The 21,886-nt window shown below is 60.9% G+C and carries 21 protein-coding genes; 8 read left to right on the top strand and 13 right to left on the bottom strand.

Annotated features, from left to right (window positions below):
* The first annotated feature begins 78 nt into the window (after positions 1 to 78).
* On the top strand, positions 79 to 981 hold the full coding sequence (gene hslO / locus BFN10_RS28300) for an Hsp33 family molecular chaperone HslO (protein WP_071492491.1): 903 nt from the start codon (positions 79 to 81) through the stop codon (positions 979 to 981).
* 179 nt (positions 982 to 1,160) lie between these two features.
* Positions 1,161 to 2,702: a phosphoenolpyruvate carboxykinase gene (locus tag BFN10_RS28295; RefSeq protein ID WP_071492490.1), complete on the top strand. Its 1,542-nt coding sequence runs from the start codon at positions 1,161 to 1,163 to the stop codon at positions 2,700 to 2,702.
* A gap of 58 nt (positions 2,703 to 2,760) precedes the next feature.
* Here the strand turns inward: BFN10_RS28295 and BFN10_RS28290 are convergent, their stop codons facing one another.
* From BFN10_RS28290 to BFN10_RS29115, 4 genes are all read right to left on the bottom strand, one after another.
* Positions 2,761 to 3,624, bottom strand: coding sequence for a DMT family transporter (locus tag BFN10_RS28290; protein ID WP_231999476.1), 864 nt, complete (start codon positions 3,622 to 3,624; stop codon positions 2,761 to 2,763).
* Between the two features lie 96 nt (positions 3,625 to 3,720).
* The gene (locus tag BFN10_RS30280) at positions 3,721 to 4,353 is read right to left on the bottom strand and encodes a DUF1493 family protein (RefSeq protein WP_231999477.1); all 633 of its coding nucleotides are present in this window, start codon (positions 4,351 to 4,353) and stop codon (positions 3,721 to 3,723) included.
* 266 nt (positions 4,354 to 4,619) lie between these two features.
* Complete coding sequence (locus BFN10_RS28275; protein ID WP_071492487.1) at positions 4,620 to 5,219, bottom strand: putative adenosine monophosphate-protein transferase Fic; 600 nt, start codon at positions 5,217 to 5,219, stop codon at positions 4,620 to 4,622.
* A complete protein-coding gene (locus BFN10_RS29115; protein WP_016979054.1) occupies positions 5,219 to 5,389 on the bottom strand; it encodes a YhfG family protein in 171 nt (56 codons plus the stop codon). The genes BFN10_RS28275 and BFN10_RS29115 overlap by 1 nt, the downstream gene beginning before the upstream one ends.
* Before the next feature lie 175 nt (positions 5,390 to 5,564).
* On the opposite strand from BFN10_RS29115, the gene BFN10_RS28270 reads away from it, so the two are divergent.
* Positions 5,565 to 6,740 carry a tetratricopeptide repeat protein gene (locus tag BFN10_RS28270; protein WP_071492486.1) on the top strand — a complete coding sequence of 392 codons (1,176 nt, stop codon included), beginning with the start codon at positions 5,565 to 5,567 and terminating at the stop codon, positions 6,738 to 6,740.
* A 62-nt stretch (positions 6,741 to 6,802) separates the two neighbouring features.
* Here the strand turns inward: BFN10_RS28270 and BFN10_RS28265 are convergent, their stop codons facing one another.
* Positions 6,803 to 7,852, bottom strand: a complete 1,050-nt coding sequence (locus BFN10_RS28265; RefSeq protein ID WP_071492485.1) for a S8 family peptidase — start codon at positions 7,850 to 7,852, stop codon at positions 6,803 to 6,805.
* Positions 7,853 to 8,016: 164 nt separating this feature from the next.
* Between BFN10_RS28265 and BFN10_RS28260 the strand changes: the two genes are divergently transcribed.
* On the top strand, positions 8,017 to 9,954 hold the full coding sequence (locus BFN10_RS28260; RefSeq protein WP_071492484.1) for a RecQ family ATP-dependent DNA helicase: 1,938 nt from the start codon (positions 8,017 to 8,019) through the stop codon (positions 9,952 to 9,954).
* A gap of 22 nt (positions 9,955 to 9,976) precedes the next feature.
* Positions 9,977 to 10,411, top strand: a complete 435-nt coding sequence (locus BFN10_RS28255) for an acyl-CoA thioesterase (RefSeq protein WP_071492483.1) — start codon at positions 9,977 to 9,979, stop codon at positions 10,409 to 10,411.
* A 34-nt stretch (positions 10,412 to 10,445) separates the two neighbouring features.
* Here BFN10_RS28255 and BFN10_RS28250 read toward each other — a convergent pair whose 3' ends face one another.
* The 4 genes from BFN10_RS28250 to BFN10_RS28235 form a co-directional block, all read right to left on the bottom strand.
* The gene (locus BFN10_RS28250) at positions 10,446 to 10,922 is read right to left on the bottom strand and encodes a glycine zipper domain-containing protein (protein WP_058424794.1); all 477 of its coding nucleotides are present in this window, start codon (positions 10,920 to 10,922) and stop codon (positions 10,446 to 10,448) included.
* Between the two features lie 265 nt (positions 10,923 to 11,187).
* On the bottom strand, positions 11,188 to 13,536 hold the full coding sequence (locus BFN10_RS28245; protein ID WP_071492482.1) for an FdhF/YdeP family oxidoreductase: 2,349 nt from the start codon (positions 13,534 to 13,536) through the stop codon (positions 11,188 to 11,190).
* Positions 13,533 to 14,372 carry a formate dehydrogenase accessory sulfurtransferase FdhD gene (gene fdhD / locus BFN10_RS28240; RefSeq protein WP_071492481.1) on the bottom strand — a complete coding sequence of 280 codons (840 nt, stop codon included), beginning with the start codon at positions 14,370 to 14,372 and terminating at the stop codon, positions 13,533 to 13,535. Before fdhD ends, BFN10_RS28245 begins: the two co-directional genes overlap by 4 nt.
* Before the next feature lie 97 nt (positions 14,373 to 14,469).
* Positions 14,470 to 15,357 carry a LysR family transcriptional regulator gene (locus tag BFN10_RS28235; RefSeq protein WP_071492480.1) on the bottom strand — a complete coding sequence of 296 codons (888 nt, stop codon included), beginning with the start codon at positions 15,355 to 15,357 and terminating at the stop codon, positions 14,470 to 14,472.
* Between the two features lie 132 nt (positions 15,358 to 15,489).
* Here BFN10_RS28235 and lysM point away from each other — a divergent pair, with 132 nt between their 5' ends.
* Positions 15,490 to 15,930, top strand: coding sequence for a peptidoglycan-binding protein LysM (gene lysM, locus BFN10_RS28230; RefSeq protein ID WP_071492479.1), 441 nt, complete (start codon positions 15,490 to 15,492; stop codon positions 15,928 to 15,930).
* Between the two features lie 108 nt (positions 15,931 to 16,038).
* Here the strand turns inward: lysM and yrfG are convergent, their stop codons facing one another.
* Positions 16,039 to 16,701: a GMP/IMP nucleotidase gene (gene yrfG, locus BFN10_RS28225; protein ID WP_071492478.1), complete on the bottom strand. Its 663-nt coding sequence runs from the start codon at positions 16,699 to 16,701 to the stop codon at positions 16,039 to 16,041.
* Between the two features lie 87 nt (positions 16,702 to 16,788).
* On the opposite strand from yrfG, the gene nudE reads away from it, so the two are divergent.
* Positions 16,789 to 17,355, top strand: a complete 567-nt coding sequence (nudE, locus tag BFN10_RS28220) for an ADP compounds hydrolase NudE (RefSeq protein WP_071492477.1) — start codon at positions 16,789 to 16,791, stop codon at positions 17,353 to 17,355.
* Positions 17,352 to 18,188, top strand: a complete 837-nt coding sequence (gene cysQ, locus BFN10_RS28215) for a 3'(2'),5'-bisphosphate nucleotidase CysQ (protein ID WP_071492476.1) — start codon at positions 17,352 to 17,354, stop codon at positions 18,186 to 18,188. Before nudE ends, cysQ begins: the two co-directional genes overlap by 4 nt.
* A 26-nt stretch (positions 18,189 to 18,214) precedes the next feature.
* Here cysQ and BFN10_RS28210 read toward each other — a convergent pair whose 3' ends face one another.
* From BFN10_RS28210 to BFN10_RS28200, 3 genes are read right to left on the bottom strand one after another with little or no spacing between them, the layout of a single operon-like run.
* On the bottom strand, positions 18,215 to 18,670 hold the full coding sequence (locus tag BFN10_RS28210) for a YiiD C-terminal domain-containing protein (RefSeq protein WP_071492475.1): 456 nt from the start codon (positions 18,668 to 18,670) through the stop codon (positions 18,215 to 18,217).
* 26 nt (positions 18,671 to 18,696) lie between these two features.
* Positions 18,697 to 20,073 (bottom strand): sigma-54-dependent transcriptional regulator, encoded by a 1,377-nt coding sequence (locus BFN10_RS28205; RefSeq protein ID WP_071492474.1) that lies wholly within the window; start codon positions 20,071 to 20,073, stop codon positions 18,697 to 18,699.
* Positions 20,070 to 21,878: a sensor histidine kinase gene (locus BFN10_RS28200; RefSeq protein WP_071492473.1), complete on the bottom strand. Its 1,809-nt coding sequence runs from the start codon at positions 21,876 to 21,878 to the stop codon at positions 20,070 to 20,072. Before BFN10_RS28200 ends, BFN10_RS28205 begins: the two co-directional genes overlap by 4 nt.
* Between the last annotated feature and the right edge of the window lie 8 nt (positions 21,879 to 21,886).

Here is a 21,886-nt window from a genome sequence, read left to right as displayed (position 1 = left end):
CCGCACCAAAACGGTGCTAAAGCGTTTAATTCTATAAACCTTGTAATCATTTTGTCATCAATTCAGATACCCAGACCTATGACTGATCTACCGGATACCGACTTCACCCAACGCTTCATCTTCGACGAGAGCGACGCCCGCGGCGAACTGGTCTCGCTGGAGCGCAGCTATGCCGAAGTCCTTGCCAAGCACCCTTATCCGGAGCCGGTCGCGCAACTGCTCGGTGAGCTGATGGCCGCGGCAGCGTTGCTGGTGGGCACCATGAAGTTCGACGGTTTGCTGATTCTGCAGGCGCGTTCCGAAGGCCCGGTGCCGATGCTGATGATCGAATGCTCCAGCGAGCGTGAAATCCGTGGCTTGGCCCGTTATGAAGCCGATCAGATTGCGCCGGATGCCACCTTGTCCGACCTGATGGCCAACGGCGTGCTGGCAATTACCATCGACCCGACCGAAGGCCAGCGCTATCAGGGCATCGTCGATCTGGATGGCGAAACCCTGTCGGACTGCTTCACCAACTATTTCGTCATGTCCCAGCAGGTGGGCACCAAGTTCTGGCTTAACGCCGACGGCAAGCGCGCCCGCGGCCTGTTGTTGCAGCAATTGCCGGCTGACCGTATCAAAGACGACGATGATCGCGCAGAAAGCTGGCGGCACATCATCGCCCTGGCTGACACACTGAAAGCTGAAGAATTGCTGGGACTGGACAACGAAACCATCCTGCACCGCCTTTACCACGAAGAGGCCGTGCGACTGTTTGACGCACAGGGCCTGCGCTTCAACTGCAGTTGCTCGCGTGAGCGTTCGGCCAATGCGCTGGCCAGCCTGGGCCTGGAAGATGCGCAAAACCTGGTGGTGGAGCACGGTGGCCATATCGAGATCGACTGCCAGTTCTGCAACGAGCGCTACCTGTTCGATGCGGCCGATGTAGCGCAATTGTTCGCCGGCGCAGGCATCGACACCCCTTCCGACACCCGCCACTAAAACGTTTAAGCACAGGTAAATCACCTGACAAACGCCGGATTAGCGCAGTTCTGACGGGAGGGCCCTACTCTTTTTGGGCTTTTCTGGCATAATCCGGCCCACTTTTTTCGCGGTAGTAGTGCGCAACTTTCTACTACAAAACGTTTGGAGCACTCGGCCATAGGCCGACGGGGAACCTCATGACGCAAGCCAACAACGCCGTATACACCGATCTGAGTGTTGACGATCTGGTTAAAGAAGCCCTGCAGCGTGGTGAAGGCGTGCTCGCCGATACTGGCGCGCTGGTCGTCGAAACCGGTCACCGTACTGGCCGTTCGCCGGTCGACCGTTTCATCGTTGAAGAGCCATCCACCCAGGCTTCCATCGCCTGGGGCCCGATCAACCGCAAGTTCCCGGCCGACAAGTTCGATGCCCTCTGGGCTCGCGTCGAGGCATTCAACAACGCGCAAGAGCATTTTGTTTCCCACGTTCACGTAGGGGCTTCCGAAGACCACTACCTGGCTGTGAAAATGACCACCCAGACTGCCTGGCAGAACCTGTTCGGTCGTTGCCTGTTCATCAACCCGGCCCAGTACAACCCGGCCGGTCGTGACGAGTGGCAAGTGCTCAACGTGGCCAACTTCGAATGCGTGCCAGAGCGTGACGGCACCAACTCCGACGGTTGCGTGATCCTCAACTTCGCACAGAAAAAAGTCCTGATCGCCGGCATGCGCTACGCCGGTGAAATGAAAAAAGCCATGTTCTCGGTGCAGAACTTCCTGCTGCCGGCTTCCGACGTACTGCCGATGCACTGCGCCGCCAACATCGGCGAAGCAGGCGACGTGACCCTGTTCTTCGGTCTGTCGGGCACCGGCAAGACCACCCTGTCCGCCGACGAAAGCCGTTACCTGATCGGTGACGACGAACACGGCTGGGGCGAAGGCGTGGTGTTCAACATCGAAGGCGGTTGCTATGCCAAGTGCATCGACCTGTCCGAGAAGAACGAGCCAGTCATCTGGAAAGCCATCAAGCACGGCGCCGTGCTGGAAAACGTGGTGATCGACGAAGCCGGGCACGCCGACTACACCAACGTCAGCCTGACCCAGAACAGCCGCGCCGCCTACCCGCTGGAGCACGTGGCCAAGCGTTCCGAGAAGAACCTGGGCGGCGAGCCAAATGCGGTGATCTTCCTGACCTGCGACCTGACCGGCGTACTGCCACCGGTGTCGATCCTCAGCGAAGAACAAGCGGCCTACCACTTCCTGTCCGGCTACACCGCACTGGTGGGCTCGACTGAAATGGGTTCCGGCGGTGGCATCAAGTCGACCTTCTCCACCTGTTTCGGCGCACCATTCTTCCCGCGCCCGGCTGGCGAATACGCTGAACTGCTGATCAAGCGTATCCGTGGCTTCGGCTCCAAGGTCTACCTGGTCAACACCGGCTGGACCGGCGGCGGCTATGGCGTCGGCAAGCGCTTCAACATCCCGACCACTCGCGGCGTGATTGCAGCGATCCAGAGCGGCGCGTTGGTCGGTGCTGAAACCGAACACCTCGACACCATCAACCTCGACGTGCCATTGGCCGTACCGGGCGTTGAGACCGGCCTGTTGAACCCACGTAACACCTGGGCCGACAAGGCTGCCTACGACGAAGCGGCGAAGGCGCTGGCCGGTCTGTTCATCGAGAACTTCAAGAAGTTTGAAGTGAGCGATGCGATCAAGGCCGCGGGTCCCAAGTTGTAAGATTCAGTGGTTGTGAAAAAGCCGCCTCTTGTGAGGCGGCTTTTTTGTGCGTGTCGGATTAGTCGGCGATATGTAAAACCACTGCGCCGACCAGTACCAGCACAACCCCCAGCACCTGCACCGCCGACAACCGCTCCTTGAAAAACACGAATCCCAGGATCGCCGCAATCCCGCCCGACAACGTACTGATCACCGTCACTACCGAAACCGACCCCGCCATCGCCCCCCATGAAAACGCCGAGAACCCGCCGAGGTTCATCAAGCTCGCCCCGGTCAGCGTCGCGCAGTTTTTCAGCGGTGGGATTTTCAAGCCGTCCTTGATCTTCAACACCATCACCAGCAGTACGCACAGGCCTACCAGGTAACCCAGCCACAGCATGGTGATCGGTCCCAGCGCCGGCAGTGTGTAGCGGCCTTGCAGCCAGAAGCTGGTGCCATACAGCAGGGCGGCGAGCATGGCGTAGGCGATCGACTGGCTGGGGTTGTTGTGGGGGACGCCGTTGTCCTTATGGATGCTGGAGAGGATCACGCCGATTACACACAGGGCGATGCAGCCCAGTTGCGTCGGGCTGATGTGTTCACCGCTGGCCCAGGACAGAAGTGTGGTCACCACACCGTAGGACGTCACCAGCGGCGCCACGATGGCGGCTTTGCCCAGAGCAAAGGCCTTGGACAGTGCAAGAGCGCCGGAGACAGTGAACAGGGCGGCAGCGATGCCCAGCAGCCAGACGCTCAGCGCGGCGTCGAGGGCTTTGAACAGGAAGGTCGGGAGGATGACCAGCAGCAGGGTCATGATCAGAAAGCCCAGCGCCTGGCCGAAATACACCGCGCGTTTTACGCCCACGGCGCGGGCGTTGAGGCCCACGAGAAAATCCGTGCCGCCCCACAGCAGGGCGGCCAGCAGGCCCATTGTTACGTCCATGTAAGGTCCTTGTTGTTTTGAGCACGCTCATCGAATGTGGGAGGGGCTTGCCCCCTCCCACATTTGAGTACCGGTGTGCCTGGAATTTGTGTTCGCTCAGCTCAGGTTTTCCAGCGTCTGCGTGTCCCAGCTGTGGGTCTTGATCGCCAGGTAGAGCATGCCGATGGTCAGCGGCACTTTTTCGCCGCGCCCCTTGGCCCGGCGCTTGAGGAACACATCAAACACCGGCGGGTTGAAGTAACGATAAGTGTCGTAGTCACCCAAGTCGAGGGCGAATTCCTGCTCCAGCGCTTCCATCAGGTGCTTGGCCTCACTGCCGTCGCAGCCCAGGTCGAAGTTGATCGAAGTTTGCAGGCGGATCGTCTTGTGTTTTGGCAGGCCGATTTCTTCGTGCAAGAGCTGCAGGAGTTGCTGCATAACGGGGTCTTCGGGGAAGTTGGGGGCGAGGTTCATGGTGGGGGCACGCAGGAGTGGGTGATTGGCTTTTACTTTGCAATAGATATTCTGAGTGCTCAATAACCCGATGCCTGTCACGAAGGCGATTATCGGCAGGCTCCCAAGCTGGGCACCTCTGATCCATGAGGTGGCATACAACAGAAGTATTGGGCCGGTGACCAAGAGGCAGAGTCCAAACCATCTTCTGAGCACTGGTAGCCTTATTGACCTGTCAATTATGGCGGCCAGTGCGATGAGGAGGAGCAGATAAATCCATTCGATGTATTCGTTCATCGTCTTAGCCACTCTGGAGCTGTTGAGCCGTGGCCGATATGTTGAGTCCTTTCAATGTTCACTTGTATTTGCCGGGGCTGCTGAAAGGGCGCCAGTTTCAGTCAGAGAAAGGTGAGTTTTATAGAGGGGTGGGCAGGAGTTTTAAGCAGTTTCAGAAGGGGATGTCGTGGTATTTGGAGGTTTCTTACAGGGCTTTCCGGGATTTGTGGCTTGCAGTGACTTAACAGCAAAACAGGCAAGTGATGTGAGGGGGGGCTGGGGGTGTGTCAGTTGCCGACCGGCCTACTCACACACCGCTCAAAAATTGCCTCCAACCCCCGATAATCACAGGCCACCGCATCAATATTCGCCGGTATCCACGCCGCGTGTTTCACCAGCCACCAGTTCACTGAAAACCCGGCATTCACGATGATCTGCTCAAACAAGATCCGTTGTGCTCGGCCATTACCTTCGCGGAAGGGATGGATGACGTTGAGGTCGCCATAGGCTTCGGCAATCTGCTTCACCAGTTCGGCCTGGCTCGCCCCGACATACCAGTTCGCTGCCTCCATTTGCCGGATGATCTTCGCCGCTTCCGGCGGGATGCGTTCCGGGGTGCAGAACAGCGTGTCGCCCTTCTGGATGTTGACGCTGCGCAGTTCACCGGCCCAGTCGTAGAGGTCGCCGAACAGGACGCGGTGGATGTGTTGCAGGCGTTCGAGGTCGTAGGGCGGCGGGAAGAGAGGTAGGTTGCCTACGGCGATTTCGGATAATTCCCGCTCGGCCTGGTGCAGTCGGGTTTCGTCGTGCAGATCGAGGCGGTTGCGCAGGACGCTGCTACCGGGATAGCAGTACGGATCCTGGCCCACCCCGTATTTGTCGAGCATCAGCGTGGGGTGTTGCGGTACTTGGCAAGGACGGCTTCACGGGTCGGCAAGGGCTTGTCGACGTCGGCCGGTTGGGTGTCGAACCCTTCCAGGCGCAGGCTGGCCAGGTAATTGGAACGGCGGATCTTGTGGTAATGATCCTGTTTTTGCTCAAACGTCGGTTCGCTCATGACAGCGTACTCTTGGGTAGCAAGGTTTGATTGTAGCGCAATGCTTCAACAGGCAGGCGGGATAAAAACCACGTCACATTCTGTATAAATAATCCGCCAGCGCACGCATTTCGGAGTATGTTTCACCGCAAAATCTTGCAGGGCGATTCCGCCCGCTACTTAAAGGGAGTTAAGCATGGGTTTGCTGCGTGTTGCTTCGGCAATGTCATTGTGTGCGGTCGCGTTTTCAGTCCAGGCGGCGCAATTGCCGATTGAAGTGCTCAGTGCGGTGGTCAAGGACCAGAAAATCGCCGACGCCGAGGTGTTGCTGCAACGCAACGGTGCGCAGAACGTAGTGGGCCGTACCAACGCCCAGGGGCAAGTGACCCTCACCAGCGAAGCCGCAGACGATGCCACCAATCTTCTGATCATCAAGAAGCCCGGCTACTCGAACCTGGTGGTGAAGTGCCCATGCGCCGGGATGACGTATGCCATCAGCACGGTGATGGAAAACCTCGACGGCCTGCGTGTGGTACTGACCTGGGGCAAAACCCCGGAAGACCTCGACTCCCACATGATCTTCCCTGGCAACAATATCTACTTCGAGAACAAGACGGGCACCGACGCTGAACTGGACGTGGATGACGTCGACAGCTACGGCCCGGAAACCATCACCCTGCAGAAAAAACACTACGGCGAAAGCTACGTGTATGCCGTGCATGACTTCACCAACGGCGGCAATCCAGGCTCGCGCCAGCTGTCCAACAGCGAAGCCAAGGTATTCGTGTACATGGGCCAATCGCTGGTGCGTACCTACTACGTGCCGAAAAACCGCAGCGGCAACCTGTGGACCGTGTTCCGCATGACCGGCAGTGGCGACTTCCAGGACATCAACACCTTCAGTGGCGTGACGGTGAACGCGGCGAACGTGCTTAACGAAGTCAAACCGTTGCTGGATGACAGCGTGGCCGTTACCGCTGTGGCGGTGAGCTCTTCTGCACAAGCCGATGCGAAACGTCTGAACGTGCAAGGTGAAGCGGCTTACCAGGCCGGCAAGCTGGACCAGGCTATCGACCTGTTCCGCCAGGCTATCGAGTTGGACAATGGTTTCGGCAAGGCCTACGGCAACCTGGGCCTTGCGTATCAGAAGGCCGGCAACACCGCCGAGTCGATCTGGGCCAACCGCAAGGCTATCGCCCTCGCCACGGGCGCGAACGCTGCGACGGTGCGAGCGGGCGCTTACTACAACATTGCGCGGATCTACGAAGCGGCGGGGCAGTTCCCGGATGCGTTGCGTCACTATCAGTTGGCCAAGGAGCAGAAGGCTAACCCGGTGTATGACACGGCGATCGAGCGGGTGCAGAACCGCTGATACACAGCGACAAATGTTCTACCGACAACGCGCCTTAGGGCGCGTTGTTCGTTTGGGCACGATTACAGGCGCGAGGCAGCGTCCAGGTCCATCAACCCACGCCCATAGGCTTCGCTGTTGGCGTAGATGCCTGTTCGATTGGCGGTGCTGAGCAGGCGGTCACGCACTTGTTGCGGCGTCATTTCGGGAAAGCGACTTTGCAAGGCAGCCAAGGCGCCGCTGACCAGCGCAGCGGCTGGCGAAGTGCCGGCCGTAGGTCCGTAGCTGCCGTCCTTGTTGGTGGTCAACAGCCCTGCACCACCGTCACCTCCCGGTACCGCGATGCACCAGCGCGCCGCGAGGCCGCAATAGTTGGACTTGAGATTGATGGCGGTGCCGTCGCTCTTGAGTGCCATGACGGCTATCCAGCCCTTCTCCAGTTCAGGCACCAGTGCCGGCAGGCCGGGCTCGGCAAGCGGCTCACGCTTGACCTCATTGCCGGTGGAAAACACGAAAACATCACCCTCGGCGACCAGCTTTTTCGCCACGTCCAATGAGTCCCCCATCAAGCGTTCATAGATGGGAACTTCGTTGGTGTTGGCTTCGATGGGATTGGCCCATGAGTTGCTGAAGATCCGTGCGCCCTTTGTGTGTGCGAGCGTCCAGGCCCGGGCAATTTCACTGTCAAAATAAAAAGGCTCCTTGTCATCACCGAAGCGCATGGGAATCAACTGGGCGTTAAACGCAATGCCGTGGATGCCCTGGTCGTTCTTGTTGGCGGCGAGAATACCGGCCATCTGGGTGCCGTGACCCTTGATATCGAGCGTTCCTGGCTGGCTGCGCACAAAGTCGTAGCCCGGGTCGGCCACGCGACCGTAGAACTCAGGCAGGTCCTGGTTCAGGCCTGAATCAATCAGTGCCACTTTGACACCCTGGCCTGTGCCACCCCGTGCGTAGAGTGCTGATGCTTTGACGACGGGCAGGGCTTTTTGCGCCAGGTATTCGAGGGTTTCAAAGCGCTGTGTATCCGGCTCGGCGGGCTTTGGGGAGGGTGGGGTCACGCACCCCAACAGCAACAGCGGCAATGTGAGCAGGCTCAGGCGTAGCGATGAGAATACTGGCTTGTGCGACATTCACGACTCCGTGTCGGGCGCTTGTGATCAGGCATGTTAATGTCTTAGTTTTTGCGTCGGCCTGCTGGTTTTCTCTGTATCAGTTTGTAGCGTTTATCCCCGACCTATTCTCGATCGCTGATCTATGTTTTTGACTCCCTCAGCGGTCAATGGAGTGACAGCCTATGCACGACACCCTCCAACAGGTCTTTGGTTATCCACAGTTTCGTCCGGGCCAGGAAGAAACGGTCAGCGCCATACTGGCCGGGCGTTCGGCGGCCGCTATTTTCCCTACCGGGTCGGGCAAGTCCCTGTGTTACCAGCTGTCGGCGGTGTTGCTGCCGCACCTGACGCTGGTGGTATCGCCGCTGTTGGCGTTGATGCAGGACCAGCTGGGTTTCCTGCAGCGCCATGGCATTGCGGCGGGCAGTATCGACTCGGCCCAGAACCGCGATGAGGCCAATGAGGTCATGGCCCGTGCGCGGTCGGGCGAACTCAAGATCCTGATGATTTCGGTGGAGCGCTTGAAGAACGAGCGCTTCCGTAACTTCCTGCAAAGTGTGCGGATCTCGTTGTTGGTGGTGGACGAGGCCCACTGTATTTCCGAATGGGGTCACAACTTCCGTCCGGACTATCTGAAACTGCCGGACTACCAGCGTCAGTTCAATATCCCACAAGCACTGCTGCTGACGGCGACAGCCACGCCCAAGGTGATTGCCGACATGCAGGCCAAGTTCGCCATTGCCCCGGACGATGTGGTCACCACGGGCTTCTACCGGCCCAACCTCAACCTGCTGGTGGAGCCGGTCAGCGGTGCGGACAAGCGTCGCCGGCTGGTGCAGTGGATGAGTGAGCGCGTCGAGCAGCCGAGCATTGTCTACGTGACCTTGCAGAAAACCGCCGAGCAGATTGCCGAGCACCTGAATCGCAACGGCATCCAGGCCGAGGCCTATCACGCGGGTCTGCCCCACGATAAACGCGAGGGTATCCAGCAGCGCTTCATGGGGGGGCGCTCCAATTGCATCGTCGCCACCATCGCGTTTGGCATGGGCATCGACAAGAGTGATATCCGCAACGTGGTGCACTTTGACCTGCCCAAATCCATCGAGAACTACAGCCAGGAGATTGGCCGGGCGGGGCGTGATGGGCAGCCATCCGACTGCCTGGTGCTGGCCAATCGCGACAGCCTCAATGTGCTGGAAAACTTCGTGTACGGCGATACGCCAGAGCAGGAAGGTATCCGGCGGGTGCTGGAAGAGTTGCAGGCCGCGCGGGGCGATGGGCAGTGGGAGTTTTTGCTCAGGTCCTTGTCGGACCTCAGCAATATCCGCGAGCTGCCGTTGAAGACGCTGCTGGTGCAGTTGGAGCTCAAGGGCGTGATCGCGCCGCGTTACGCGTTTTATGCCGAGTACCGTTTCAAATACCTGGTCGAACCTGAGGCTTTGCTGGCACGTTTCTCCGGTGAGCGGCAGCAGTTTGTCGCGGCGATCATCCAGGTTTGCAAGCGCGCGAGGAGCTGGGCGACAGTGGATTTCGACGTGCTGTATCAGCAGCACAACGCCGAGCGCAATCGGGTGGTGAAGGCGCTGGATTATTTCCAGGAGCAGGGCCTGATCGAACTGGAAAGCAAGCAAATGACCGAGGTCTACAGCCTGCTGGAGACCGATTTCGATCCACAGGTGTTGAGCGCTGAGTTATACACAGGCTTCAAGCAGCACGAGGTAGCAGAAGTCGCGCGGATTCACGCCATGCTCGATCTGTTTGCCACCGAACACTGCCTGGGGCAGCGCCTGGCACAGTACTTTGGCGATGAAAATGCACCGCAGCGTTGTGGGCATTGCTCGGTGTGCCACGGTCATGTTGCGCGCCTTCCTTCGCCGCCGGGCTTGCCGCCGCTTGTGGATAAGAACTTCATGGAGCTGTGCGGCGATTTTATCCACAGGCATCATGAACACACCGGGCAACTGCCTGGCGCGGAACGCCTGACGCGTTTCCTCGGGGGCATCAGCGTGCCGTTGTTTACCAAGCTGAAGGCGCGAGGTATTCCGGGTTTTGCTGTGCTGGAAGAGTATCCGTACGCCGAGGTACGCGAGTGGGCCCAGGCCCATTTGAATGACCTGTAACTCACTTTCACGAGATGACCCGATGCCTGATACCGTACCGCAACGCGCCGATTTCCCTCACTTCCAGCCGATCATCACGCGTTGGCACGACAACGATGTGTATGGCCATGTGAACAACGTGACCTACTACAGCTTCTTTGACACGGCAGTGAATACCTACCTGATCGAGCAAGGTGGTCTGGATATTCAGGACGGCGATGTGGTGGGGTTTGTGGTGAGTTCGGCGTGTGATTACTTTGCGTCGATCGCCTTTCCCGAGCGCATCGACATCGGCCTGCGGGTGGGCAAGCTGGGCAACAGCTCAGTGCAGTACGAGTTGGCGGTGTTCAAGGCGGGCGAAGAAGACGCCTGTGCGGCGGGGCGGTTTGTGCATGTGTTCGTGGATCGGGGGACGAACCAGCCGGTGACGATTCCGGGGCGGTTGCGCGAGGCATTGCAGCGGTTGATCACCCTGTAGGAGCCGGCAAGCCGGCTCCTGCACTCAGCAACTATCAGTCGCGGTAGTGATGCTTGTTCTTGCGATGCCCATAGGCATGACCGCGCCCACGGTGGTCGTCACGGTCATAACGGCGGTGATCACGGCCACGGCTGCGACGGTCGTCGTCATCGCTCTTGTTGCCCATGTAGTTGCCCAGTGCTCCACCGGCACCACCGCCGGCCGCTGAACCGATCAGTGCGCCGGTGCTGCCGCCGACACTACGGCCCACAACGTTGCCGCCGGCTGCGCCCAATGCGCCGCCAATAGCGGCTTCGCCACGGCTGCGCTTGTCGGCGCCCACCGCACTACCACCCGCGCCACCCAAGGCTGCGCCGATGGTCGAACCCGTGTTGCCGCCTAGCTGCTGGCCAACGACCGAACCCAGAACCCCGCCCAATGCGCCGCCCACACCGGCTTCGGTGGTGCCACCGGCCATGGCTGCGCCACTGACCAGGCCAAGGGACAACAAGAGAATCGAGGAGAACTTCATTAGGGAGACCTCAAGAGGATGACGGCGCGATCCTGAGGCTGTATCTGGATTGTGACAATAGAAATCCGACCAGTAGCACGAGTTGTACACAATTCTATAAGTTACTGTTTTTACTCGGGAACTTAAGTCTGTTTTGCGAGTCTTTAGCTACTTCGGAACGGCCGCTTTTATGCAAAAGCGGCCTTTTTTGTGCCTGAAATTCCTTTGCGGGTAATTCCCTGTGGCGAGCAGGCCAATACAAGTCTGCCCACCACAACGGTCCCGATCAGGCCGAGCGCGCCATGATCAAGCCATTGTCGCTCGCCGCTTCCAACCGGATCGCCACGAACTTCGACGTCGGTGTATGGCTGCCATCCCCGGTGCTTTCCAACGGCACCAGCGGGTTCACTTCCGGGTAGTAAGCCGCAGCCTGCCCCGCCGGAATATCGAACGCCAGCAAGGTAAAGCCCTTCACACGGCGCTCGCGGCCGTCCTCCCACAATGACACGATGTCGGCCTTCTGCCCCGGCTTGAAGCCCAGGCGGATGATGTCGGCTTCGTTGACGAACAGCACGTCACGCTGGCCCTTGACCCCACGGTAGCGGTCGTCCAGGCCGTAGATGGTGGTGTTGTACTGATCGTGGGAGCGCATCGATTGCATGATCAGGTCCGGTACGCGGCCGGTCGCGTGGGTGCGTTCGTGGATCAAGTCCTTGGGCAGGATGTTCGGGCGGAAGTTGGCGCGGCCCGACGGGGTATTCCAGCGGCGCGCGCCCGCGGAGTTGCCCAGATAGAAACCGCCCGGATGCTTGATCTTCTCGTTGAAGTCCTTGAAGCCGGGAATGGTGTCGGCAATCAGGTCGCGGATGCGGCTGTAGTCGGCCACCAGCCAGTTCCAGTCCACCGGCTTGCTGCCCAGGGTCGCGGCAGCGATACCGGCCAGGATTGCCGGTTCGGATTTCATGAGTTTCGACAGCGGCTGCAACTGGCCATTGGAACCGTGGACCATGCTGAACGAGTCTTCCACCGTCACCGCTTGCGGGCCTTCGGCCTGGATATCGATGTCGGTACGGCCCAGGCACGGCAGGATCAGTGCATCTTTGCCGTGCATCAAATGGCTACGGTTGAGCTTGGTGCTGATCTGCACGGTAAGGTCGCAATTGCGCAGGGCTTCGAAGGTACGCAGGCTGTCCGGCGTGGCTTGGGCGAAGTTGCCGCCCAGGCCGATAAACACCTTGGAGCGGCCTTCGAGCATGGCGTGGATGGCTTCCACCACGTTGTGCCCGTTTTCACGCGGCACCTGGAATTGGAAGCGACGCTCCAGGGCATCGAGGAACGCCACCGGAGGGCGTTCGTTGATGCCCATGGTGCGGTCGCCCTGCACGTTACTGTGGCCACGCACCGGGCACAGGCCGGCGCCTGGGCGGCCGATATTGCCGCGCAGCAGCATCAGGTTGGCGATTTCCTGGATGGTCGGCACCGAATGGCGGTGCTGGGTGATGCCCATCGCCCAGCACATGATCACGTTCTTGCCTTTGGCGTACATGCGCGCCGCTTGCTCGATCTCGACCAGGGTCAGGCCGGACTGTTCGACGATCTCATCCCAGGAGGTATCGTCGATCTTGCCCAGGTATTCCAGCACGTTGGCGGTGTGCTCGTTGAGGAAGTCGTGGTCGAACACGGCCTCCTTGCCTTCGGCCTGGGCTTGGCGTTCCCACAGCAGCAGGAACTTGGCCATGCCGCGCAGGATGGCCATGTCGCCCCCCAGCGCCGGGCGGAAGTAGGCGGTGTTGGTTGGCTTGTCGCCGTTGGTGAGCATTTCCAGCGGGTGTTGCGGGTGCTGGAAGCGTTCCAGGCCGCGCTCTTTGAGTGGGTTGATGCACACCACCTGAGCGCCGCGTTTAACCGCTTCACGCAGCGGTTCAAGCATGCGCGGGTGGTTGGTGCCGGGGTTCTGGCCCCAGACGAAGATCGCATCGGCATGTTCGAAGTCATCAAAGGTCACGGTGCCTTTGCCGACCCCCACGCTTTGCGCCAGGGCAACGCCGCTGGCTTCGTGGCACATGTTCGAACAGTCCGGGAAGTTGTTGGTGCCGTAGGCGCGCACGAACAATTGGTACAGGTAGGCCGCTTCGTTGCTGGCGCGACCCGAGGTGTAGAACTCGGCCATGTCAGGGCTGGGCAGGGCGTTGAGGTGCCTGCCGACCAAGTCGAAGGCCGCTTCCCAACTGATGGGCGTGTAGCGGTCGGTTTCGGCGTCATAGCGCATCGGCTCGGTCAGGCGACCCTGGTATTCCAGCCAGTAGTCGCTCTGTTCCAGCAAGGCGGTGACGCTGTGCTTGGCGAAAAATGCACCATCCACACGGCGCTTGGTAGCTTCCCAGTTGACCGCCTTGGCGCCGTTTTCGCAGAACTTGACCATGCCGCTCTCCGGCGAGTCACCCCAGGCGCAGCCCGGGCAGTCGAAGCCGCCGTTCTGGTTGGTCTTGAGCATCATGCGCAGGTTTTTCAGCGCGTTGTCGCTGGTCAGCCAGGCCTGCGCCACGCTGATCAGTGCGCCCCAGCCGCCGGCCGGACCTTTATAGGGCTTGTAGCGCGGGGTCGGGGTTTGGTCGGCTTGGTGGTGCTGGCTCATGGCTGGTTCTCCATCGCAGGGCTGTAGACCCGCGGCGCACTTTTCTGCGGCAGGTGGATGAGATTGAGGTTATGCCGGCGCGCCCATTGCAGGGCGAGGCCGGTGGGTGACGACAGGCTGACCAGGGTCTGGATACCCGCGCGCAGGACTTTCTGGATCAACTCCAGGCTGCAACGGCTGGTAACAATCGCCAGGCCGCCTTCGGTCGGAATTTTTTGGCGGATCAATGCACCGATCAATTTATCCAGGGCGTTATGTCGGCCAATGTCTTCGCGGCCCAGCAACAATTCGCCCTGGCCGTTCATGAATACGGCGGCATGCACGGCGCCGCTGTACTGGCCCAAGGGCTGGAACGCGCTGATGCGTTGGCGCAGGCCATCCAGCCATTCGGCAGGCGGCAAAGGCGCACCCGGCAGTACATCAAGGTCAGGCAATGCTTGTTCTACCGCCTCTACACCGCACAGACCGCAACCACTGGTGCCGGCCAGTTGCCGGCGCTGTTGCTTGAGGTTCCAGAAGGCACGGCTGGAGATCTGCACCTGAGCGTATTGAGCAGAGCCCGATCCGCTGAGTTTTAGATCATAAATGTCGCTAACGTCGGCGATAATGCCGCTGCCTATACTGAAGCCGACGATAAAGTCTTCCAGGTCTGTCGGCGTCACCAGCATTACCGCTTGGCTGATGTCGTTGTAGGCAATCGCCAACGCCACTTCCTCGGCCAGGGCTGTGCTGGCGAATTCCGTATGTTCGAGATTGCAATACTGGTAGCTCTGGCTGGCGGCGGGCGCTGGCGTTTCAAGAGCGGGCGCCGCGCAGACTGGGCGCTTGGCGTTCATGGGGCAGTACCACCGGCGGATTGATCAGTGTTTAGACTAGGCGCGACAAAGCGTCGCGTCTAATCGCCAGTACTGATCTTCCGATAGATGACGTCGATCAAGACTCGTTTTGCGATTTCTGATACAGCGCGAAACACGCCTCTGCCAGCGCCGAGCGCGGTGCACTGCGGCGCATGATCAAGCCCAGGCGCGCGAGTGTATGGGCGTCTTCGATCGGCTGCAGGCGCAGATGCTCGGTGAGTGCATCCAGGCGACCGTCCAAAGGCATCACGGCGCAGCACAAGCCGCCATGCACGGCTTGCAACAACTGATGGACGGCATCGGTCTGCAACAATGGCTGCGGGTTGAGCCCACGGCTGTGGAAGTTGTGGTCGATGGATTGGCGAAAGTGCATGCCGCTGGTGAGCATGCCCAGGGGCAGTTCGATCAGGGCTTCCCAGCTCAATGGCGTGTCGCCAAAGCTGAAGAAGCGTTGGTCGTAGAGCAGGCCCATGCGGGTTTCGCCCAAGGCCAGCGAGTCGAAGCGCTCGGTGTCCAGGCGCTCCAGGTAAGACACGCCCAGGTCCAGGCGATTGCTCGCCAGTTGCTCAAGGATCTGTTCGGAGCTGAGCGCCGACAGCTCGAAGCGCAGGTTTGGGTGTTCTTTGTGCAGTTGCTGCATCAATGCCAAGGGATCGAAGCTCGACAACGGCACCACGCCCAGGCGCAATGTGCCGACGAGGTTGCCGCGACAGGCGGCCGCTTCGGCCTGCAAGCCGTCGTACGCCGCCAGCACCGTGCGTGCCCAGGCCAGCACGCGCTCACCGGGGGCGGTAAAGCCCTCGAAGCGCTGGCCGCGATTGACCAAAGGCAGGTCCAGCTCTTCTTCAAGGCTGCGCAGGCGCATCGACAGGGTCGGTTGAGTGATGTGGCAACGCGCGGCCGCCTGGCCGAAGTGGCGGGTCTCGTCGAGGGCGATGAGGAATTTCAACTGTTTGATGTCCATCTTCGCTCCAGGGCTTATTCCAATGGCGGGGGGATTCTAGCGCGTTTGGGTCTTTTGCCGGGCTGGAACCCAAGTCGGTAGGACTGGTCTAGTCTTGGGCATCTGGAAATCAATTAACAAGGAGCGCGCACTATGAGCATTTTCAGCTTTATCAAGGAAGCCGGCGAAAAGATTGTCGACCTGTTGACGCCGGGTAATGCAAACGCCAGTGAGCAGTTGAAGGAGCACGTGGCCAAAGTGGGCCTGGGTAATCCGAATGTGCAGACCACGGTGGATGGCGACAAGGTGACGGTGACCGGTGAAGTCGCCACCCAGGAAGAGAAAGAGAAGATCCTGCTGGCGCTGGGCAACATTGCCGGTGTGGCCAGTGTAGATGACCAGATCACCGTTTCCGGGCCTGTTGTGGCTGCCGCCCGTTTCGTCGTGGTGAAAAAGGGCGACACACTGAGCGCGATTTCCCTGGCGGTGTATGGCAACGCCAACCAGTACAACAAGATCTTCGAAGCCAACAAGCCGCTGTTGTCGCACCCGGACAAAATCTACCCAGGGCAGACGCTGCGTATTCCTGAGTAAAACGCAGGACGAAAGGTGGGATGGGGCTTGCCCCCGATGGTGGTGTGTCAGTGACTGAATGTGTCTCTGATGCACAGCAATCGGGGGCAAGCCCCCTCCCACATGGGGTCAGAGTCCGGCAATGAGATCTCGGTAGTCGTCGACCGCCGCAAATTCCGCCGTGTCCTTTGGACCTTTCTTGCTGTCCGGCTCCTTTACCGCCAACAAATGCCCCACGCCAAACGCCTGGGCGCTGCGCAGGATCGGCAAGGTGTCATCGATAAACAAACTCCGTGCCGGGTCGAAGCCGATATCGGCTTGCAGGGCATCCCAGAACTGCGGGTTCTCCTTGGCGAAACCGTAATCGTGGGAGCTGATCAACCGCTCGAAATACGGCGCCAGTTCAATGCGTTCCAGCTTCAATGACAGGGAATCACGATGAGCGTTGGTGATCAGGATCACGCGCTTGCCGGCCCGTTTGATTGCCGTGAGGAATGTGTCGGCATCCGGGCGCAGGGCGATCAGGTGCGCGGTTTCCAGCTTGAGTTCGCGCACCGGGATCTTCAGTTCGGTACTCCAGAAGTCCAGGCAATACCATTGCAACTGTCCGGCGTTACGCTCGAACAGCGGCTGCAACTCCATCTCGGCCAGGGCGCGGCTCACGCCATGCAGTTCGGCGTAGCGCTGGGGCAGGTGTTCCATCCAGAAGTGGTTGTCGTAATGCAAGTCGAGCAGGGTGCCGTCCATGTCCAGCAGGACAGTGTCGATGGCGTGCCAGGGCAAAGAGGGCATGGGGCGGTCTCATGTAAGTAAAGATATCCGACACAGACAATCGGAAAAGCCACGGTATAGTAACCCGATCACGCCAAGGAGCCGCTCATGCGCCAGAAACCCACCGTCCTCGCCCGCGAAATAGTCGCCAGTAGCCGTTTGTTCCGCGTGGAGGAAGTGCAATTGCGCTTCTCCAATGGCGTTGAGCGGACCTACGAGCGCCTGGTCGGTCGCGGTGCCGGCTACGGCGCGGTGATGATTGTGGCCATGATCGACGCAGACCATGCGTTGCTGGTGGAAGAATACTGCGGCGGTACCGACGAATATGAGCTGTCGTTGCCCAAGGGGTTGATCGAGCCCGGTGAAGACGTACTGGCGGCGGCCAATCGCGAACTCAAGGAAGAGGCGGGCTACGGCGCACGGCAGTTGGAGCACCTCACGGAACTGTCGCTGTCGCCTGGCTACATGAGCCAGAAAATCCAGGTGGTACTGGCCACCGACCTCTATGAAGAACGCCTGGAAGGCGATGAACCTGAGCCGATGCGTGTGGACCGGGTCAACCTGCGCGAGCTGTCGATGCTGGCGCAAAATGAGCAATTCAGCGAAGGTCGGGCCCTGGCCGCGCTGTACCTGGTACGAGACCTGTTGACCCAGCGAGGAGCGTTTAACGCATGAGCGAACTGTTTTTAGGCCACCCGTTTATTGCCCCGGTGATCGAGCTGGCCCGTCAGGCCGGTGAAGTGATCCTGCCGTACTGGCGCGCTGACGTGGCCGTTACGTCCAAAGCCGATGATTCGCCGGTGACGGCCGCGGACCTGGCCGCTCATCACCTGATCCTGGCCGGCCTGACCGCGCTGGACCCGAGCATTCCGGTGCTGTCCGAAGAAGATGCCGATATCGACCAGAGCGTGCGCGCCGGCTGGCAGCGCTGGTGGCTGGTGGATCCGTTGGATGGCACCAAGGAATTCATCTCCGGCAGCGAAGAATTCACCGTGAACATCGCCCTGATCGAACAGGGCCGCGTCGTGTTCGGCGTGGTCTCGATGCCCACCAACGGCCGTTGCTACTTCGGTGGCGCCGGCTTGGGTGCCTGGCGATCCGATGTGAATGAAGCGCCCAAGCAGATCCAGGTGCGTGAAGCACCGGCAGCGGGCGAGTCGTTCACCGTAGTTGCAAGTCGTCGGCATACCAGCGCGGAGCAGGAGCGTTTACTGGGCGGGCTGAGCGAAGGCCTGGGCGCGTTGAAGCTGACGAATATCGGCAGCTCGCTGAAGTTCTGTTTGTTGGCCGAGGGCAGTGCGGACTGCTATCCGCGCCTGGCGCCGACCTCGCAGTGGGACACGGCGGCAGCCCAGGGCGTACTCGAAGGCGCGGGGGGCGAAGTGTTGGAGCTGAGCGGTGAGCCGTTCAGCTACCCGGCGCGGGCATCGTTGTTGAACCCGTTCTTTTTGGCGTTGCCGGCCAAGGCTGCGTGGCGCGAGCGCTTGCTGACCCTGGCCAGATCCTGAGGCGGACGGTGGGAGGGGTGTGGCAGTCAGCGGTGCAGGACGTACTGCCCGGTAAAGGCCACTGCACGCTCCTCGCTGCCTTCATTCACAACCCACGTCTCCAGCGTGATGCGCGCGCGGCCATAGCGCTGGTACGTCGCTAAAAAGCGCTTCCACACCTTCTCCTCCGGCGCCTGGCACACCACCGTTGCATCCCGCGTGACCGGCAGCGGATAACTGATCTGCCCTTCCTGAATCACGATGTGCCCGTCTTCGATGCCTTCTTCACGCAGTTGCAAGTGCAGCCAGCCCCAACCCCCCAGCACTGCGCCGCAATACAGGCTGCCGCCGAACATGGTGCTCTTGTGGTTGATGTTGGCGTGCAAGGGCAGATGCAGTTCCAGCCGCCCGTGGTGCCAGTCGAGCACCTTGAGGCCCATTTCCCGGGTGAGGGGGATGTCGTGGTGAAGAATGGATTCCAGGTAACGGCTGTCGCGGTTCATGGGGGCCTCTTGGCGAGTGGGAGCGGTCATTCGTCATCGCCGCTTTGGTTGGCGAAATTCAGGCCGTGCTTGCGCAGCTTGTCGTGCAAGGTCTTGCGCGGTACGCCGAGGGCTTCGGCGAGGCTGCGCATGGAGCCGTGGGGGCGGGTCAGCTCAGCGGCGATCAGGCTTTTTTCGAACTGCTCGACCTGTTCGCTCAGGCCACCCGAGGTGGACGTCAACACACCGGCGGCAGGGTTGTCCGGCGTGGCATCCAGTGCCAGTTCCAGCCCCAATGCGAAGCGTTCGGCGGCGTTTTGCAGTTCGCGTACATTGCCCGGCCAGTTATGGCGCAGCAGCAGGGCGCGCTGGCCCGGTTGCAGTTCGTGCAGCGGCAGGCCGTGACGACTGCTGGCTTCATCGGCGAAGTGCTGGAACAGCATCAAGGCATCCTCACCCCGCTCACGCAGCGGCGGAATACGCAGCGGCGCGACGTTGAGTCGGTAATACAAGTCGGCACGGAAGCGACCCTGGTCGGCGGACTGGCGCAGGTCTTCCTTGGTGGCGGCGATGATGCGGATATCCAGCGGGATCAGTTGATTGCCGCCCAGCCGCTCCACCACACGCTCCTGCAGCAGGCGCAAGAGTTTGACCTGCACGTCCAGGCTCATGCTTTCGATTTCATCGAGGAACAAGGTACCGCCGTTGGCGAACTCGAACTTGCCGATGCGGCGTTTCTGCGCGCCGGTGAAGGCACCAGGCTCGTGGCCGAACAGCTCGCTTTCGACCACCGATTCAGCCAGCGCCCCGGCGTTGATCGCCACGAACGGCCCGCTGCGGCGGCTCGACAGGTCGTGCAGCGCACGCGCCACCACCTCTTTGCCGGCGCCGGTTTCGCCGAGGATCAGCACATCGGCCTTGGTCGCGGCCAGGGCGCCGATCTGTTCACGCAGGCGCAGCATTTGCGGCGAATGCCCGACCAGTCGCGTGCTCAATTGCTGACGATCGCTGAGGGCCAGGCGCAGGCTGCGGTTGTCCAGTACCAGGCGGCGCAGAGCCAGGGCACGGCGGACGCTGTCGAGCAGGGCGTCGCTGGCGAAGGGTTTTTCCAGAAAGTCATAGGCACCGGCGCGCATGGCTTGCACCGCCAGCGGCACATCGCCATGACCGGTGATCAGCAGCACCGGCAGGTCCGGGTCCTGGCCGTGCAGTTCGGCGAGCAGCTCCAGGCCGTCCATGCCGGGCATGCGGATATCGCTGACCACCACCCCCGGCCAGTCCCGCGACAGGCGTGCGGTGAGGCCGCTGGCTTCGCCCAGGGGCAGGACTTTCAGCCCGGCCAGGTCCAGGGTCTGGCACAGCGCCTGACGCAGATGTGGATCGTCGTCGATCAACACCACCTGAATCTGGTTATCGATACTCATACACTGCGGTCCTCGGACGGTTGCAGACTGACGCCCGGCGAGCCGGCGCGCAATTTCAAGGTTAACAGCGCGCCGCCTTCCTTGTGGTTGGCAAACAGCAGTTCGCCGCCGAAGGCACGCATCAGGGTCTCGCAGATCGCCAGCCCCAGGCCCAGGCCCTGGGTGCGTGTCTTGGTGGTGTAGAACGGTTCGCTGGCGCGCCCCAGGGCCTCCATGCAAAAACCCGGGCCGTTGTCGCGAATGTACAGGTTGACGCCCTGTTCGGTGGTTTCGGCACTCAGCCAGAGTCTGCGCGGCGGGCCTTTTTCGGTGAGGGCGTCGAGGGCGTTGGCCAGCAGGTTGCCCAGCACCTGGCGCAGGCGGGTTTCGCCGGCTTGTACCCAGAGGGTGGCTTCCGGCAAGTCGCGGATCAGTTCCACTTCCATCGACCGTCGCCGCTTGGCCAGCAACGCCAGCGCATCGTCGAGCGCCGGTTGCAGGGCCACGCTTTCGGGCGCATGGCGGTCGCGACGGGCGAAAGCGCGCAGGTGGGCGATGATCGAGGCCATGCGCCCGGTCAGTTCGCTGATCAGCTTGAGGTTGCCGCGGGCGTCATTGGTGCGTTCATGGTCGAGCAGGATTTCGGCGTTTTCCGCGTAGCTGCGAATGGCGGCCAGGGGCTGATTGAGTTCGTGACTGATGCTCGCCGACATGGTGCCCAGCGCCGACAGTTTACCTGCTTGCACCAGGTCGTCCTGGGCCCGTACCAGCTCCTGCTGGGCGTGTTCGCGCTCCAGCACTTCCTGTTTCAGGCGCCGGTTGAGGCCCTCCAGGTCACTGGTACGCTCGACCACCCGCGCTTCCAGCTCGCGGCGGGCCTTGGCTTCGAACGCAATGCGCTCCAGGTAGTGACGGCGACGTTGCATCATCAGTCCCAGCAGCAACATCAACACCAGCAGCGTCGCGCCGCCGACGGCAACCACGGTGCGCACCGGCCGGTTGATCAACGAGCGTGGCGCAAGGATTTCCACATTCCAGCCCGTTTCGGCGATGGCCGTGGATTGGCGCAGCCACGCGGTGCTGCTCAGGCTCAACGGCTGCGGGTCGCGGGTCGGGTAGGGCTGGATGGCGATGATGGCCTGGCGTTCTTCAGCGGTCAGCGGACGGGTCGCGCGGAATCGCCATTGCGGGCGCGAGGTCAGGATCACCACGCCGTTATGGTCGGTGACCAGCAGTTGTTCCGGGGTGTTGCCCCACAGGCTTTCGGTGTGGTCCAGGTCGACCTTGACCACCAATACACCGATGATCTTATCGCCGTCACGTACGGCGGCGGCGAAGAAATAACCGCGCTTGGCCGATGTAGTGCCCAGGCCGAAAAACCGCCCCAGGCGCCCGGCCATGGCTTCGCTGAAATACGGGCGGAACGAGAAGTTGCGCCCGACAAAGCTATCTTGTTTATCCCAATTGGACGCCGCGAGGGTCTTGCCGGTGGTGTCCATCAGGTACATCACTTCCACCCCGGCCTGGGCGGCGACCTCCTTGAGCAGCAGGTTGGCGTTGACCAGGTTGGTGCTGACGTTGGGCGCGTCCAATGCAGTGCGCAGGGCCGGCAGGTCGCCGAGGATTTGCGGCAGCACTTCATAGCGGTGCAGGGTGCCGAGCAGGTTGGCGACGTACAGGTCGAGGGTCTGGCGGTTCTGGCCGGCCAGTTCGCTGCGGTAATAACGCTCGGCCAGATGCTCCAGCGGCCACAATAGCGGCGCCAGGCAAAGCGCCAGGAGGGCGAGGCTGCGCCAGCGGGGTCTGCGCGGGAGGGGTGGAGTCATGGGAGTCG

Origin of the sequence: Pseudomonas extremorientalis, assembly GCF_001870465.1 — a bacterium.
Classification (GTDB): Bacteria; Pseudomonadota; Gammaproteobacteria; order Pseudomonadales; family Pseudomonadaceae; genus Aquipseudomonas; species Aquipseudomonas extremorientalis.
The sequence above is the reverse complement of the archived record's forward strand: the minus strand, read 5'-3'. Positions and strand labels throughout refer to the sequence as shown.

Coding starts and splice junctions, on each gene's coding strand:
- BFN10_RS28270 (WP_071492486.1), top strand. CDS start 5,565: ATGGGTTTGCTGCGTGTTGCTTCGGCAATGTCATTGTGTGCGGTCGCG.
- fdhD (WP_071492481.1), bottom strand. CDS start 14,372: ATGAACGCCAAGCGCCCAGTCTGCGCGGCGCCCGCTCTTGAAACGCCA.
- lysM (WP_071492479.1), top strand. CDS start 15,490: ATGAGCATTTTCAGCTTTATCAAGGAAGCCGGCGAAAAGATTGTCGAC.
- BFN10_RS28295 (WP_071492490.1), top strand. CDS start 1,161: ATGACGCAAGCCAACAACGCCGTATACACCGATCTGAGTGTTGACGAT.
- BFN10_RS28245 (WP_071492482.1), bottom strand. CDS start 13,536: ATGAGCCAGCACCACCAAGCCGACCAAACCCCGACCCCGCGCTACAAG.
- BFN10_RS28290 (WP_231999476.1), bottom strand. CDS start 3,624: ATGGACGTAACAATGGGCCTGCTGGCCGCCCTGCTGTGGGGCGGCACG.
- BFN10_RS28235 (WP_071492480.1), bottom strand. CDS start 15,357: ATGGACATCAAACAGTTGAAATTCCTCATCGCCCTCGACGAGACCCGC.
- BFN10_RS28260 (WP_071492484.1), top strand. CDS start 8,017: ATGCACGACACCCTCCAACAGGTCTTTGGTTATCCACAGTTTCGTCCG.
- BFN10_RS28250 (WP_058424794.1), bottom strand. CDS start 10,922: ATGAAGTTCTCCTCGATTCTCTTGTTGTCCCTTGGCCTGGTCAGTGGC.
- BFN10_RS28210 (WP_071492475.1), bottom strand. CDS start 18,670: ATGAACCGCGACAGCCGTTACCTGGAATCCATTCTTCACCACGACATC.
- cysQ (WP_071492476.1), top strand. CDS start 17,352: ATGAGCGAACTGTTTTTAGGCCACCCGTTTATTGCCCCGGTGATCGAG.
- BFN10_RS28265 (WP_071492485.1), bottom strand. CDS start 7,852: ATGTCGCACAAGCCAGTATTCTCATCGCTACGCCTGAGCCTGCTCACA.
- yrfG (WP_071492478.1), bottom strand. CDS start 16,701: ATGCCCTCTTTGCCCTGGCACGCCATCGACACTGTCCTGCTGGACATG.
- BFN10_RS30280 (WP_231999477.1), bottom strand. CDS start 4,353: ATGAACGAATACATCGAATGGATTTATCTGCTCCTCCTCATCGCACTG.
- BFN10_RS28255 (WP_071492483.1), top strand. CDS start 9,977: ATGCCTGATACCGTACCGCAACGCGCCGATTTCCCTCACTTCCAGCCG.
- nudE (WP_071492477.1), top strand. CDS start 16,789: ATGCGCCAGAAACCCACCGTCCTCGCCCGCGAAATAGTCGCCAGTAGC.
- hslO (WP_071492491.1), top strand. CDS start 79: ATGACTGATCTACCGGATACCGACTTCACCCAACGCTTCATCTTCGAC.
- BFN10_RS29115 (WP_016979054.1), bottom strand. CDS start 5,389: ATGAGCGAACCGACGTTTGAGCAAAAACAGGATCATTACCACAAGATC.
- BFN10_RS28205 (WP_071492474.1), bottom strand. CDS start 20,073: ATGAGTATCGATAACCAGATTCAGGTGGTGTTGATCGACGACGATCCA.
- BFN10_RS28200 (WP_071492473.1), bottom strand. CDS start 21,878: ATGACTCCACCCCTCCCGCGCAGACCCCGCTGGCGCAGCCTCGCCCTC.
- BFN10_RS28275 (WP_071492487.1), bottom strand. CDS start 5,219: ATGCTCGACAAATACGGGGTGGGCCAGGATCCGTACTGCTATCCCGGT.